The organism is Sediminispirochaeta smaragdinae DSM 11293, assembly GCF_000143985.1.
Classification (GTDB): domain Bacteria; phylum Spirochaetota; class Spirochaetia; order DSM-16054; family Sediminispirochaetaceae; genus Sediminispirochaeta; species Sediminispirochaeta smaragdinae.
The window spans coordinates 4,336,296-4,351,526 of the sequence record NC_014364.1; the positions used below are offsets into that span (position 1 = coordinate 4,336,296).

The window sequence follows — 15,231 nt, forward strand, 5'->3', positions numbered from 1 at the left end:
GGTAAATGAAAAGATTTTTGTAATTCCGGATGATTTCAAGATAAGCAACACCTCGTTGCCTTTTCCCCGGCGGGAAAGTATCTTAAACTAAGCTTGTTCAAACCTGAAAAATCATGGAGGAATCATGAATAATCCACAGCTGTCCGCCATTGCTTCGGTAAAAAAGCATTTCATACCGTCCCTGCAGCAGATTTTCGGAGAGAGCCTTCTATCGGTAATGCTGTATGGCAGTGCGGCCGGCACAGAATACAATCCGGGAACGTCGGATATCAACATCATGGCTCTGATCGAGGCACCAGCGCCTCGGAACATTGTAGAACTGGGCAAGCAGCAGTCCCGATATATACAAAAACAGAGGATCAGCCTCCAGATCCAAACGGTGGAGGAATTTCTCAACGCCGCGGATGTCTTTCCCATGGAATACCTAGACCTCATGGCCCGACGACAGCTCCTCTTCGGAAAGGATTATGCCGAAACGATTACCGTAGATAAACGGCATCTGCGTCATCAGGTGGAAGAGCGGCTGCGGGGAAGTATCAATGCCATACGACAGGCGATCCTTGCCTCAAAGGGATCCCCGCGCAGACTCAAATTGGTTCTGATAGAGTGGTTCGGGGCCCAAACCGCACTGCTCAGGGGACTGCTGCGGCTCAAGGAAACATCCCACATCCCCTTTGGGGCGGATGCCCTTGCCGGGGATATGGCTGAGGCATACGGTATCGATGGAACCCCATTCGCCGAACTCTCGGCCCTTCGCGACGGGGAACACAAGACAGCCACAGCGACAGAAACAGCCGAGACTATACTGGTAGCCCTCACCCAACTTTCCGGAATCGTTGATAAGTTGGAGGCATAAAAACATGGCGGCAGTAAAAAGCAACCGGAATATTCATCTGCTCCTTTGTATCATCTTCCTTTTCTTTTCCTCGGCAGCTACTTTTGCACAGAAGCTTCCCGATCCGGTGGGAACGGTGAACGACTTTGCCGGGGTCATTGCCGATTCCGACAAACGGGAAATAGAACAGGTCGCTGCAGCGGTCAAACAAGCCACTGGTGCAGAAATCGCCGTTGCAACGGTGCAGTCATACGCTCCCTACGGCTCCATCGAAGAATATTCTGTTGCCTTGGCACAGAAATGGGGCGTCGGTACAGAGAAAGAAGATAACGGCGTTCTCCTTATCCTTGCCATGCAGGAACGCAAATTGAGAATCGAGGTTGGTTACGGCCTTGAAGGAGCTCTTCCCGACGGCCTCGTGGGAGAAATAATGGATACCTCCATGGTGCCCTATTTCCAGAAAGGGGACTACGGAGAAGGGTTTGTAAGAGCGGTCAACGGCATAGCGGGCATTATTGCCGACGAATACGGTGTAAGCCTTTCACAAGTTGATATGCGCGAAAGCAGCCGCTACGATTACGGAAGGGAGAACGACGGCAGTTCCATGGCCGAACTCTTCAAGGTACTCTTCGTCCTTTTTATCATTTTTAGCGGCGGCGGACGATTCCTCTGGCCGCTGCTGTTTTTGGGCGGTGGCGGAAACCGCCACTATCGGGGAGGCTTCGGAAGCGGAGGATTCGGTTCCGGAGGCTTCGGAGGCGGAGGTGGTTTTTCCGGTTTTGGGGGCGGAAGCTTCGGAGGCGGAGGAGCCAGCCGAGGATTTTAAGCAGAAATTATGGGTAAGGAGCAAACGAGATGAGCGGAAGAAGCAGAGCAAGCATTATCATGGTTATCGCGCTTATAGGTGTGCTGGTATTCGCTTTCGGATCCTGGTACATCGGGACCCGAAACAACCTGGTACAGCTTGAAGAGGGAATCGATGCGGCGTGGGCGGAAATCGACAATCAGCTACAGCGGCGAAGCGATTTGATTCCCAATCTGGTATCGACGGTAAAAGGCTATGCAAGCCATGAGGAAGAAGTGTTTACCAATATTGCGAACGCCAGGGCAAAACTTGCGGGCGCTGGAAGTGTTGCGGAAAAGGCCGAAGGATACAACGAGATGCAGGGAGCCCTCTCCAGGTTACTGGTTGTGGCGGAAAACTACCCGGAGCTAAAGGCGGATGGCAATTTCACCAGGCTTCAGGATGAACTGGCGGGAACCGAAAATCGTCTGGCCGTGGCCAGAAAGCGTTACAACGACCAGGTAAAGCAGTTCAACACCAAGATACGGATTTTTCCCGGATCTATCATCGCCGGTTCCATGGGTTTTGAAAAACGTGATTACTTCGAAATCGACGAGGCAGCAAGAACGGCACCGAAGGTCGATTTCGGAAGTTAAAGGACAGAGAAAACAAGGAGACCATAATGGAGTGGAAAGCGAGTCACATTCTGGTAAAGGACCAAAATTTGGCTAAAGAACTGGTAAAACGGGCAAAAAAGGGAGCGGATTTCGCCGCACTTGCCAGAGAGTATTCAACCTGCCCAAGCAAATCCAAGGGAGGAGATCTCGGTTGGTTCGGGAGCGGTAAGATGGTACCGGAATTCGAACGGGCCTGTTCAAATATGGGTGTCGGCAGCATCAGCGATGTGGTACGAACCCAGTTTGGATTTCATGTTATCAAATTGACGGGAAGAAAGTAGCATCCGGACATCCGGATCATGTGCTCACTTGATTTTTCCGTCGACCTGGAATAGACTTAAAAATAAGACGTTGAGTGTCGTATACTCTTTTTCCTATGATTGAATCGTTTTGCAATTGCAATGAGAGAGACAAGGAAGCGGTTTTCTATCCTTTATCTTTTTTTCAATTCCACTACTTCTTCAACGTATGATCAAAGATTATCGATCTTTCCAGCTTATTTTTATTTTCCGGTAAGGACACCGGATCAAGGAGTTAGTATGTCGAAGAAGATCTATGTAGGAAATCTTAGCTATGAAGCGAGAGAAGAGGATTTGGAATCACTGTTTTCACAATATGGTAGCGTTAGCAGTGTCCGTATCATAACAGATAGAGACACAAACCGTTCCAAAGGCTTTGGTTTTGTTGAAATGGAAGACTCATCCGCAGCCGATGCTGCTATCTCCGCTCTAAATGGAACAGAGTGGAAAAACAGAGATCTGAAAGTAAATGAAGCCAGGGATAGAAACGACAGACCTCAGAGAGGTGGTTACAGATATTAAATCTGAGCCCCCATTAGGAAGCAGCCAGCCTATGGCTGCTTTATTTTTTACTACGGGAGGAACCTTTTGGCAAAGAATTTTTATTCGTACGAAAAACGGCAACAAGAATTAAAAAAGAAAAAGAAAAAACAGGAAAAGTTGGAAAAAAAGCGGGCAAAAAGCAGAAACAAAAACTCTGAAGAGGAGCCACAGGAGAATTCCTCTGATGCCGAAACGAAAAATAACGATTAAACCTGCGCAACAAAGGCACAGATCAATTGGACCCGCATCGGAAGAATCCGAATGCGGGTTTTTTATTGTGGTTTTACCCGCCGTTTCATTCAGGCCGATAAGGGGTCAAAGAATAAAGATATTCTCCCCGCTGAGAACCTTCGCGCAACAATTCAAGTTCCCGGTCAAAGGAGGAAGATAACGGCAGCCATACGCTCCCAAGCCCATGATAGGCAGTCACCAGAGATGGAGGCAGGAAGGGCAACCGTAAAATTCGTTCCGGTATCGTATAATCTGCCAGTTCGATTGCCCCCTGACGCCCGGAAAGTTCGGCTGCCCGTTTAACCGCCGCGTCCATTCCTCCGATTTCATCGACCAATCCCTTCTCCTGCGCGGCCGAACCGCTCCAGACTCGCCCCTGGGCAATACGCTCGACATTTTCTCTCTTCATATCCCTGCCATCGGCAACGTTCTCGACAAAGTGGTCGTATCCGGACGCGATCATCGCCTTAATCTTTTCCCGTTCCTCCGCCAGTAAGGGTCGATAAGGAGATCCGAAATCGGCTTCAGGTGACTGTTTCACCGTTTCCACAGCAATCTTATGCTCCTCAAGAAGACGGGAAATATCTGGAGTTATCGCAACAACACCGATCGAACCGGTCATCGTCTCAGGATAAGCGAAAACGACATTAGCCCTGGCTGCAATGTAATAGGCACCGGAAGCCGCCATGCTTCCCATCGAAACGACGACAGGCTTGGCATTCTCTCCGGAAACGGTACGGGAAACCGCCCGGGCGATGGAGTCTGAGGCGAGCAGCCCCCCTCCTCCTGAATTGATTCTCAGCACGATAGCATCAATACTATCGTCTTCCCTGGCAAGGGTAATGGAACGGACAGTGGTATCGGCCCCGACAGACTCTCCGGGAACCCCTTCTCCGCTGTGAATATTTCCGGTCAGATTGATGATGGCAATTGTAAGAGGACGAGGATCGTTCCAGTCGCGCCGGACCGATTTTGCAGGGAGCTCATAGGTTTCGACAACATCCATCGCATCCTCTATTTCGTCCCGATATAGAAGCTTATCTATCAGCCCTGCATCCAAGGCCCTCGAAGCCCGAAGATAGGGCCCTCCGGCAAGGATCTTTCCCGCATCTCCGGCCAAACGATCTCCTCGGCCTTCCTGAAGAAGCTGCGCAACGGCACGTTCCATGTCGGCAACCAAAACCGTAAGCTCTTCCCGTTCGGGCTCCCGCATTCCCCCTTCGGTAAACGTATCGAAACCGCTTTTGTATGGATGACTTCTAAAATTCTCAAACTTGATACCGTAGGTGTCGAGAAAAGTCGCAAAATAGCTTCTCGTTACCGAGACTCCCTTTAGATCAACGCTTCCCTCGGGATGAAGGTATATCTCGGCACCGCAGGCGGCGGCAAGGAGATAGTCGTCGGTATCAGCGGTATCAAAGTAAAACATCACCTTCTTTCCCTTTTCCCGAAAGTGTTTCAAGGGAACAAGTAATTCCCGAGCCACAGATAGGGATGAGGCAGGGTGTTCGTTGACAAAGATAATCCCGTCGACAAGGGGATCATCCGCAAGCTCATTCAGGCTGCGAATATGCTCACGAAGCGTAATGGAATCATCGCCCAAAAGCCGACGGCCAAATCGTACTACTGAGGGAACCTCACGAACAGGTCCGCCGAAGCGATAGCGAACGATGGTATCGTTATCTGTAAGTCTCGGTCGACTCAAGGCATCAGATGCAATCCTCACGAAGAGACTACTCTCTTTCCCGGCAGAGAGAGGATCATCATCGGTATTCCGCATGGTACCTCCAACCTGAGTACTATAGAGGGCCAGAGATGCCCCGAGACGTACCGTCTCCGACTCAAGATCGTAGGAAGCATGCAGTTCGAGCCCCTCGATCGGCTCACTTCGAAGGGAGAAGAGGGGGTCCGAAATACCGGAATCATCAACGGTAAGATCAAATCCCAGGCCGAGAAACGATGCCGATCCCCCGATAAGGGCCAGAGGACGGAACGCTACTCCTGCAGTGGCAGAAGAAGAGCCGGAAGAGGGGATATCACCCCGCAGACCGAAACCGAACCCGTCGGAAGGACGCAGCAACAAACCTCCGGTCCAGGAAGGAGCCGAAGAGCCAAAATCGGTTTCAAGAAGCGCTCCCATATAGGCGTTGCGGAAAAAGGGGAAGGCAAGATAGAACGCGTGGCTCCACGAACTTCCTTCCCAGGAAGGGATGTATCCCAGATGTCGACCATTAAAATAGAGAGCCCCATCGTCGAAATCTCCATCCGAGTAGCCGGAAAGTTCCAGGGCAAAACCCGAGGCCCCTCCCCAGGCAGACAAAGCGGGGTTGACCAAGGGCGCCCGATACCCATTGCCGAGGGCAACCCCTCCTTCCGGCGGAGCGGCAAAAAGGACTACGGGAAAACAAAGCAACAAACAAATAATAAAGAAACGTTTCATTTTTCCATTCCTATGCAAGGCGCATCATCGGCTTCCTCATCTTCCTTAAAAAGGAACTTCTCCATGGCCTCGTGGGCACCCTCTGCAGATCGAAGGTTCTCTTCCGCACTCTGTCCCGCACCTTTGACGATCGAATTTAGGTTTTGACTACTCTCATGAACCCGAACGATACTGTCGCTGATCCCCCGACTATTCTCTTCGAGGGTATCGATTTCATGTTTGATCGCTTCGGCACCGGAAGCTATCTCGCCGGCATCTTCCCTGATGGCGGTTGTGGACTCCTTCAGGCCATCCAAAGCAATCTGAATCTCCTTACTGCTGACATCCTGCTCCTGCATTGAAGATTTTATCTCCGCCTCAATCCGTACCACTGTACGAATAAGCTCTCTAATGGAAGAGAAATTCGCCCCGGCCTGACGTGCCGATCCGGTAATCTCCTGGAATGCGGCGACAATCTCTCGGAGGCTTTGCTCCGTAGATCTGGACTGTTCGGCGGTATCTTCCGCGAGTTTTCGAATTTCGTCGGCAACAACGGCAAATCCCTTTCCGGCCTCCCCTGCATGGGCCGCCTCTATGGCTGCATTCATCGAAAGAAGATTGGTCTGGCCTGCTATGGCGGATATCAGCGTATTGGTTTCGAGAAGCTCCTCCGAACGCTCGTTGATTCCTTCGATCATGGCGATGACGGAAGCAAGTTGCTCCTCTCCAACCTGAGAAGTCTCCGAAAGCTGGTCAAAATGCGTACTGGAAGTTATGACAGAATTGCTGACCGACTCAATATTGGCAAGCATCTCCTCGATTGCAGAGGAAGATTGGAGAATAGCATTCGATTGATCTTGCAGTCGCTCACCCAATGTACGGATCCGTCCTGAAATAATCTTTACAGAAGAAGAGACCTCATTCAGCCCCCTTGTGTTGTCAGACCCTTTCATAATGACTTCGGTAATGGCGTCGCCTATCAAAGAAAAGGCCTCGTCGGCGGCCTTCATATCCTCACTGAATGCTTCTGCCCGACCGCGCATAGAAACGGTGATATCGCGTAATTTTCGAAAGCTACAGTTCAACATACTACTCAGATCGTTAAAGTCACGTGCAAGCTTTCCGAACTCATCGGAACGATTGGTTTTTATGGACGAACGAAAATCACCCGATGCGATGAGGTCGAAATGCGAAGAAACTTCTTTGAGAGGCTTTACAATATGTTTCGAACCGGCCGCAACGGAAAAAGCGAGTAGAAATAGTGCCGCACATGCCATAAGAAGCATAACAAGGGCAATCCTTCGAGGAACCGCGTTGATGAGGCTTTGGGGAATCGAAACGATATAGGTCCAACCGGTATATTGTCCGGCAATCTCGATTGCACTGATCATCTGGCGAACCTGTTCCTTGCTGACTTTGTGCTCGGTTACCGTCTCTTCCGTCGTCCCCTCTGCCACAGCTCGGGAAGCAGCACTTACTGTATCGGCGGAATGGATATCGGAAAGATACCGGCCAACACTTTCAGAAAAGGAGTCTGCAACAATTAAACCGCTCTCGGAAGCGATGGTCGTGAAACCACCGCTGAAATTCTCAATGGCATCGATCATCTCCCCGAGCCCCTTCAGAACAAGATCGCACCCGACAACCCCGAGAAATTGTCCTTTGGAATCCAGAAGCGGCAGAGACATTTTCGTCATATAGACAACGCCTGCCCCTCCCGCCTGCGCGACCTTGGGTTCCGACAGTACAAGCCCGCCGCGCTTTTTGGCAAGCTGGTAATAATCGGCCTTGTCGGCCTCACTTCCCCGACTTTCCCGTGAGGACCTGATCCGTCCGGATACTCTATCCGCCGAGATAGCGGAAATATCATCGAATACTTCAGGTTCAAAAAGGGTCCAAACCGACGAGAGGTCCTCATGGTTCTTCACCATGTCGACCATGAGAGTTTCCACCCGGTCACCCAAAAAAGCGGCATTATCCTCCGATATGAGAGCTTCGCATAAAAAACGAAGTTGAGATAACAAGACATAACTTTTTTCCAGTTCCGCCTCAACAATTCTGGCGCCCTGATCCGCATACATTTTTGCTTCTTGGTCGGCATACGTATGCAGTGCGTCTTCCACCGTCAGACCAACGAAAAGAAAGGTCCCGGCAAACAGGAACGCCCCTATACCGAGAAAGGTCAACAAGAGACGACTTCGTAAACTTTTCATTGTATTATTGTACGGCAGAAATCCCGTATGATACAACAGAGAAAGAGAAAGAAAACTCCTTTGACTTCTATGAAATAAAATCTTGCACCCCCTGATAATTCGGGGTATACTAGATGCAGAGAAGTCGTACAGGGGCTTGCACCTCCCCTGTATGAGAAGTAGTCAGGTAACCTGCAGAAGGCAGGACAGCCACCTGATTTTACCGTGAATGCGAAAACCGATAATAGAATGAGCTCATCTGTTGACAGAATTTACCCTGCGGCGCATAACCTTCGCCCTGGGCTTTTCTGTCTCCGTCGGCCTGCATCTGAAAAATAGATATGAAGGAAGGTATTGTATGAAAGCCAAGAGATTTAGGCCTTATTCTGCCGCTAATATTGACTCAATTACTCAACTAAAACGACTTCCGAAATCCCAACTGAGGGAGATGCAAGCCGTTGCAAAGATTTTGCCATTTCGAACCAACAACTACGTCGTCGAAGAGCTGATAGACTGGAGCCGCATTCCCGAAGACCCACTCTTTCAACTTACCTTTCCTCAGCCGCAGATGCTTCACAAGAGTGATCTCCGACGAATAACGGAGCTTCTTGCAACCGAAACCGGCTATTCTCCGGAGCAGCTGAAAAGCGAACAGTACCGTATCAGAACCGCCATGAATCCACATCCGGCCGGGCAATTACAGCTTAACGTTCCCGAAGAGGAGGGAGAAGTACTCCACGGTATGCAACATAAGTACGACGAAACCGTGCTTTTTTTCCCAAAACAGGGACAAACCTGTCACGCATATTGTACCTATTGCTTTCGATGGGCACAATTTATCGGTAACAAAGAGCTGCAGATGGCTTCAGGTGAAGTCGAACCACTGATTAGATACCTCGATAGACATCCCGAGGTAAGCGACCTCCTTATTACCGGAGGCGATCCCATGTTTATGCGAAGCAGTGTTCTGAGGCGGTATATCGAACCGCTGCTTCGCCACCGTCCCGGAAATCTCCAAACCATACGTATAGGAACAAAAAGCCTTTCGTACTGGCCGTATCGCTATCTCTCAGATAAAGATAGCGACGATTTGATTTCACTTTTTCATGAAATTACCACAGCAGGATATCACCTTTCGATCATGGCCCATTTCACGCATATTCGAGAGCTTTCCACCCTGGCGGTGGAAGCAGCGATACGAAGGATCAAGGAAACCGGTGCGATTATCCGCTGTCAGTCGCCAATCGTACGCCACATAAACGACGACGCCTCAATGTGGGCGGAAATGTGGCGTCGCGAGGTACAGCTTGGAATGATTCCCTATTATATGTTTATTGCCCGGGATACCGGCCCAAAGGCTTATTTCGACATCCCCATTGCCGAAACTCTCAAGCTTTTCTCCGATGCATACCGACAGGTATCGGGGCTGGCGCGGACGGTACGGGGACCAAGCATGTCCGCAAAGCCCGGGAAAATCCTTGTCGACGGGATCACAGAGATTGAAGGGGAAAAATACTTTGTACTCAAAATGATCCAGGGAAGAGAAGCCTCCTGGGTAAACAAGGTGTTTTATGCCAGGTATGACCCGAAGGCAAGCTGGATCACCGAACTGAAGCCCGCTTTTGGAGAAAGATGCTTCTTTTTCGAATCAAACGGCAGGGGATCTCGAACGCCGTTGAAGCAATTGCGAAACGCCGCAATGGAAGCTATCCCCGAGGCAGCAATCTCCATACACCGAAAATAACCATCTTGTACCGAGAAAAGTTTCCGGTAAAAAAGTCGACAAAGCTTGCACAATCGTCACGAGCGGTCTTACAATGGTCCAAAAGGTAGGAATATCGTGGATCAAAAACGAATCGTTATCATAGGTGGAGGAGGAACGGGAGCCGCTGTCGCACGGGATCTCGGATTACGAGGCTATTCGGTTCTCCTGTTGGAGCGTGATGAGTTTACAGGAGGCACCACGGGAAGACACCATGGCCAGCTCCATTCGGGGGCCCGGTATGCCATGGGTGATAGAGAAATCGCCAGAGAATGCCTGCGGGAAACCGAAATTCTCAGACGCATTGCCCCCGACTTGATCGAAGACAACGGAGGCCTCTTCGTTGCCGTCACCGATGAAGAGGCCGACTATGCTTCTCAGTTTCGGGGCGCGTGTGCTGAAGCAGATATTCGGACGGAACTGATTTCGGGCAAGCAGGCAAGGGAGATCGAACCGGCACTTTCACAGGCAGTACGATGTGCCGTCACGGTGCCAGCAGACGGCTCCTTCGATGCCTGGAGACTTCCGGCGGCGTTTTTTGCATCGGCCATGGAGCATGGTGCAAAACTTTTTCGTTATGCAAACGTCATCGGCATCGAAACATCCGGCGGTTCGGTTTCCGCCGTCCGGGTACTGGATCGCATGACCAATAAAGAACATAAGATCGAAGCAGACGTCGTTATCAATGCCGGAGGCCCCTGGGTCGGAAAGATTGCCGCTCTTGCAGGAATAGATATGGAGGTAACGCCTAGCCCGGGTACCATGGTAGCGGTCCAGGGGCGTTTTGCAGACAAGGTCATAAGCAGGCTCAGACCGCCCAACGATGGCGATATCATCGTACCCCAACGCTCCTTTTCGATCATAGGAACCACCCAATGGATCACCGATGATCCCGATCGAATCGAAACGCCCCCTGAAGAGATACCACGAATGCTTCACCTTGCGGATGAGATGATTCCCGCGTTCTCGTCCGCTCCGTTTCGCGCTGCATGGAGCGCCGCACGGCCTTTGGCGAAACGGGCGCATGAGGTAAAAGCGGCACGGGCCCTTTCAAGGGACTTCGATTGTGTTCATCATGAAAACGAGGGAGCGGCAGGGCTCTTCAGTCTGGTCGGTGGTAAGGCCACGGTCCTGCGGGCAATGGGAGAGATCGTGGCAGACCAAGTCTGCTCCTACATCGGCGAGGAGAGACAGGGGTCTTCGGATCAAGAAAAACTCCCACCCTACCGCCGCTTCTATCGATTTTTAAAAGAACAGGAATCTGAAAGGAAATTCTCATGGATATAAGCTTACGAATTTTTCGGGGTATCGGGCCGATAACAGAAAGCAGAGACGAAGAATTCTCGGACTTTCACTTCACTGCCAAAGAATCGGATACCATTCTTGATCTTTTGATGAAAGCGGGCCTTGAGGATGCATCGCTGCTTTTCCGTCATTCCTGTCATCATGGCTCCTGCGGTACCTGTGCCTGTATCATCGACGGTACGGAACGCCTCGCCTGCAGAACCCCGGTTTCGGAATTCCAAGCCACCTCGCGCATCGAGATACGTCCTCTGAACGGCTTTCCCCGGATTAAGGATCTGGTGGTTGATATGTCCCCGCTGTTTGAAAAGACGGATGAAACCTGGCCTTACCTCCGCCGAAGCGAAAGAGACGGAAAGCGATTTGAAGATTGTATCGAATGCGGGGCCTGCATGTCCGCCTGTCCAGTGACCGAACCCTTTCAGGGACCGGCTCCGCTTGCCTTTCTCCATCGCAGACTTGAAAGCCTGGATGCAAAGGCGGAAGAGGAACGGAAGGAACTGCTGTCGCGGGCAGGAGAGAGCGACGCTGTTCCTGCATGCCAAGAGCACTTTGCATGCAGCAGGGTCTGTCCTCAGCGTGTCGCACCCGGCCGAAGGATTCGTGAGCTTCGAAATTTGCTCTGATACCTGCGACTTTCCAAACCACACATCAAGAAAAGCCATCTCATCACCACAAGTACCTCTTGAAAGCATCCTTGCCTACCAGCTATAGTAGGCTCAGGTATTAATCCCTTGAATAGTAAAGATTTCTAGGGATAACACACAAAGAACAACCTACCAAGGAGCAATATGTGATAGGACAAGGTTTAACGCTCATGGTCGTGGGTATGGCAGTAGTATTTATATTATTGGTACTACTAGTGTACGTCATGAAGTTGCTTTCCTTTGTTGTTAATCGGTTTTTTCCTGATAAAGAGGAAGAGGTACAACCGAAGACACAAAGGGCAGGAGAGGCTGACATTCTTGCGGCCATCGCTTCGGCGGCAGCATACCACAACAGTTAAAGGTTAAAGGGGATTTCATGAAAAAGCGCGTAGATTTTATGGTAACGGCCTTCCGAGACGGTTTCCAATCGGCCTTCGGAGCACGAGTGCTGACCAAAGACTTCCTTCCCGCGGTCGAAGCGGCCGTTGATGCGGGAATTACCCACTTCGAGGCAGGCGGCGGAGCCCGTTTTCAAAGCCTCTATTTTTATTGTAATGAAGATGCATTCGACATGATGGACCAGTTTCGCCAGGCGGCGGGACCGGATGCCAACCTCCAGACCCTTGCGAGGGGTGTGAATGTCGTCGGACTGGACAGCCAGTCGAGAGACATTATCAACCTTCATGCAAAAATGTTTAAAAAGCATGGAATAACTACGATCAGGAACTTCGACGCCCTCAACGACGTCAACAACCTGATCTATTCCGGCCAGTGTATCGTTGATGCCGGTCTGAAACACGAAGTGTCCATCACTATGATGGAACTTCCTCCGGGAGCCAAAGGTGCTCACACACCGGAATTCTACATGAGTGTTTTAAAACAGATACTAGACGCTGGTATCAAGTTCGACAGCATCTGTTTCAAAGATGCATCGGGAACAAGTGTTCCCAGCAAGGTGTACGAAACCATTAAGCAGGCACGGGCAATGCTCGGTGCGGATACCCACATTGTATTCCACAGCCATGAGACCGCAGGAACAAGCATATTGGCTTACAAGGCCGCTTTGGACGCAGGCGCAAATCAGATCGATCTTTCCATGGCACCCGTATCGGGGGGAACCTGCCAGCCTGACATCATCACCATGTGGCATGCCCTTCGCGGTACCGAATACGATCTCGGCATCGATATCGAAAAAGTGCGAAAGGCCGAAGCGGTCTTCAAGGAGTGCATGAAAGACTATTTTGTTCCACCTGAGGCAACCGCTGTTGAACCGCTGATTCCTTTTAGTCCCATGCCCGGGGGAGCTCTTACCGCCAACACCCAGATGATGCGGGATAACGGGATCCTGGACAAATATACCGAAGTTGCTGCGGCCATGGGAGAGGTTGTTATGAAGGGTGGTTACGGAACATCCGTTACCCCGGTCAGCCAGTTCTATTTTCAGCAGGCCTTCAACAACGTAATGGTTGGACCCTGGAAGAAAATTGCAGAGGGCTACGGGAAAATGGTACTCGGCTATTTCGGCAAGACCCCGGTCGCACCGGATCCCGAAATCGTCAAACTTGCCAGTGAGCAGCTCGGCCTGGAACCCACAACCAAAATCCCGGTGGACATTAATGATGAAGATTCTTCCAAGGGCATAGGAGCTGCAAAGAAGATGCTCGAAGAGGCAAAACTGCCGATCAGTGACGAAAATATCTTCATTGCCGCAGCCTGTAAGGAAAAAGGAATTCAGTTTCTCAAGGGCGAAGCCAAGGTCAATGTACGAAAGATCGATCCAAATGCCGCAAAGGCAGAGGCTGCAGGCGGAGAGGCTAAATCGGGAGCCGGTAACTATACCGTCAACGTAGGCGGCAAACGGTTCAACGTCACGCTCGAAGGGAATACCGCCCTTGTCAACGGCAAAAGCTACACCGTTGAAGTGGGCGCGGGAACGGATGCAGGAGCACCGGTTGCCGGCGGAGCAGGACAGAACGTCGAAGCCCCCATGCCCGGCCTGGTACTCCGCATCGAGAAAGAGGTCGGCGACACCATTGAAGAGGGTGAGCTGCTTCTTGTTCTCGAAGCCATGAAGATGGAAACCGAAATTCACGCACCCTGTTCCGGAACCATTACGGAAATACCGGTTAAGCAGGGCGATCAAATGAAAGCGGGCGACATCCTGGCCGTCATCTCCTAAGAAAGAAACGAGGTAGCTATGAATTTAGGAAGTGCTTTGCACAATCTATGGATATCCACGGGGCTCGTAAATTTTGAAGTCGGCCAAGTTATCATGATCCTGGTCGGCTGCCTGCTTATCTATCTGGCCATCAGCAAGAAATTCGAACCCCTTCTATTATTGCCGATCGGCTTCGGCGGCATACTTGCCAATATTCCCCTTGCAGGGATCGCCGAGCATACCGGATTTATCGGTATGATATACGGTGTCGGTATCGATACCGGTATTTTCCCTCTGCTCATTTTTATGGGCGTCGGAGCAATGACCGATTTCGGCCCGCTGCTTGCAAACCCGAAGACGGCCCTGCTCGGAGCGGCCGCGCAGTTTGGAATTTTCACCACCCTGCTCGGTGCACTGGCATTGGGGACCCTTCCAATGTTCGACTTTAACCTTGCCGATGCAGCGGCAATCGGAATCATCGGTGGTGCCGATGGACCAACCTCCATTTTTCTCGCAAGCCAGTTATCGCCGCGATTATTGGGGGCCATTGCCGTAGCGGCCTACAGCTATATGGCCCTGGTGCCGATCATACAGCCGCCCATCATGAAACTGCTCACGACCAAGGAAGAGCGATCCATCAAGATGGAGCAACTCAGGCCGGTATCCAAGAAGGAAAAAATTATTTTTCCCATTGCCGTCCTCGGTATCTGTATCATTCTTTTGCCCAGCGCCACACCACTTATTGGTATGTTGATGTTCGGTAACCTGCTCAAGGAGTCTATGGTCACCGACCGGCTCTCCAATGCTGCGCAGAACGAACTGATGAACATTGTCACCATCTTGCTGGGACTTACCGTAGGTTCGAAACTTCAGGCCGATAAGTTCCTCAATTTCGAAACGCTCGGGATTCTCATCTTGGGACTTATTGCCTTTTCTATCGGTACCGCTACAGGTGTGCTGCTTGCAAAGTTGATGAACAAGCTCAGCAAAAAGCATCCGATCAATCCCCTTATTGGTGCCGCAGGTGTATCTGCAGTGCCAATGGCCGCCAGAGTTGCCAACAAGGTAGGAAAAGAAGCAAATCCTCAGAACTACCTTTTGATGCACGCCATGGGGCCAAACGTTGCAGGTGTTATCGGATCCGCCGTTGCGGCCGGTGTCCTGCTTTCCATTGTCCCTGTGATGATGGGTGGCTGATACGCATAATATTTCAAGCCAATTTATACAAGGGCTGACTGAGAATCAATCTTGGTCAGCCCTGTTTTTTGTCTCTCCTACTCGATACAAGAATTCTTCCAAGTTTGGGCCGTTTATGAAGTTGGTACCGTAGACGGTAATGAGCATCGGGTCTCCGAATGCATGTATAGTTTGTGTGAGAATTT

The 15,231-nt window shown here is 50.8% G+C and carries 14 protein-coding genes; 12 read left to right on the top strand and 2 right to left on the bottom strand.

What is annotated here, in order from left to right:
• The first annotated feature begins 124 nt into the window (after window positions 1-124).
• The 6 genes from SPIRS_RS20185 to SPIRS_RS22560 all read left to right on the top strand — a co-directional run bounded on the left by SPIRS_RS20185 (window position 125) and on the right by SPIRS_RS22560 (window position 3,348).
• Entirely contained in the window at window positions 125-856 is a 732-nt protein-coding gene (locus tag SPIRS_RS20185; RefSeq protein WP_013256548.1) for a hypothetical protein, read from the top strand.
• Between the two features lie 4 nt (window positions 857-860).
• Window positions 861-1,661 carry a TPM domain-containing protein gene (locus SPIRS_RS20190; protein ID WP_013256549.1) on the top strand — a complete coding sequence of 267 codons (801 nt, stop codon included), beginning with the start codon at window positions 861-863 and terminating at the stop codon, window positions 1,659-1,661.
• A 29-nt stretch (window positions 1,662-1,690) separates the two neighbouring features.
• A complete protein-coding gene (locus tag SPIRS_RS20195) occupies window positions 1,691-2,275 on the top strand; it encodes a LemA family protein (protein WP_013256550.1) in 585 nt (194 codons plus the stop codon).
• 26 nt (window positions 2,276-2,301) lie between these two features.
• Entirely contained in the window at window positions 2,302-2,577 is a 276-nt protein-coding gene (locus SPIRS_RS20200) for a peptidylprolyl isomerase (protein WP_041866153.1), read from the top strand.
• Window positions 2,578-2,835: 258 nt separating this feature from the next.
• A complete protein-coding gene (locus SPIRS_RS20205; protein WP_013256551.1) occupies window positions 2,836-3,117 on the top strand; it encodes an RNA recognition motif domain-containing protein in 282 nt (93 codons plus the stop codon).
• A gap of 66 nt (window positions 3,118-3,183) precedes the next feature.
• On the top strand, window positions 3,184-3,348 hold the full coding sequence (locus SPIRS_RS22560) for a hypothetical protein (protein ID WP_171814791.1): 165 nt from the start codon (window positions 3,184-3,186) through the stop codon (window positions 3,346-3,348).
• Window positions 3,349-3,433: 85 nt separating this feature from the next.
• Here SPIRS_RS22560 and sppA read toward each other — a convergent pair whose 3' ends face one another.
• Window positions 3,434-5,809 (bottom strand): signal peptide peptidase SppA, encoded by a 2,376-nt coding sequence (gene sppA / locus SPIRS_RS20210; RefSeq protein ID WP_013256552.1) that lies wholly within the window; start codon window positions 5,807-5,809, stop codon window positions 3,434-3,436.
• Window positions 5,806-8,001 (bottom strand): methyl-accepting chemotaxis protein, encoded by a 2,196-nt coding sequence (locus tag SPIRS_RS20215; protein WP_013256553.1) that lies wholly within the window; start codon window positions 7,999-8,001, stop codon window positions 5,806-5,808. Before SPIRS_RS20215 ends, sppA begins: the two co-directional genes overlap by 4 nt.
• A 337-nt stretch (window positions 8,002-8,338) precedes the next feature.
• Here SPIRS_RS20215 and SPIRS_RS20220 point away from each other — a divergent pair, with 337 nt between their 5' ends.
• The 6 genes from SPIRS_RS20220 to SPIRS_RS20245 all read left to right on the top strand — a co-directional run bounded on the left by SPIRS_RS20220 (window position 8,339) and on the right by SPIRS_RS20245 (window position 15,046).
• Complete coding sequence (locus tag SPIRS_RS20220; RefSeq protein WP_013256554.1) at window positions 8,339-9,724, top strand: KamA family radical SAM protein; 1,386 nt, start codon at window positions 8,339-8,341, stop codon at window positions 9,722-9,724.
• 96 nt (window positions 9,725-9,820) lie between these two features.
• The gene (locus SPIRS_RS20225; RefSeq protein ID WP_013256555.1) at window positions 9,821-11,029 is read left to right on the top strand and encodes an FAD-dependent oxidoreductase; all 1,209 of its coding nucleotides are present in this window, start codon (window positions 9,821-9,823) and stop codon (window positions 11,027-11,029) included.
• On the top strand, window positions 11,020-11,670 hold the full coding sequence (locus tag SPIRS_RS20230; protein WP_013256556.1) for a succinate dehydrogenase/fumarate reductase iron-sulfur subunit: 651 nt from the start codon (window positions 11,020-11,022) through the stop codon (window positions 11,668-11,670). The genes SPIRS_RS20225 and SPIRS_RS20230 overlap by 10 nt, the downstream gene beginning before the upstream one ends.
• A gap of 167 nt (window positions 11,671-11,837) precedes the next feature.
• Window positions 11,838-12,050 (top strand): OadG family transporter subunit, encoded by a 213-nt coding sequence (locus SPIRS_RS20235; protein WP_013256557.1) that lies wholly within the window; start codon window positions 11,838-11,840, stop codon window positions 12,048-12,050.
• A 17-nt stretch (window positions 12,051-12,067) separates the two neighbouring features.
• Entirely contained in the window at window positions 12,068-13,870 is a 1,803-nt protein-coding gene (locus SPIRS_RS20240; RefSeq protein ID WP_013256558.1) for a biotin/lipoyl-containing protein, read from the top strand.
• Between the two features lie 18 nt (window positions 13,871-13,888).
• The gene (locus SPIRS_RS20245) at window positions 13,889-15,046 is read left to right on the top strand and encodes a sodium ion-translocating decarboxylase subunit beta (protein WP_013256559.1); all 1,158 of its coding nucleotides are present in this window, start codon (window positions 13,889-13,891) and stop codon (window positions 15,044-15,046) included.
• Window positions 15,047-15,231: the final 185 nt, after the last annotated feature.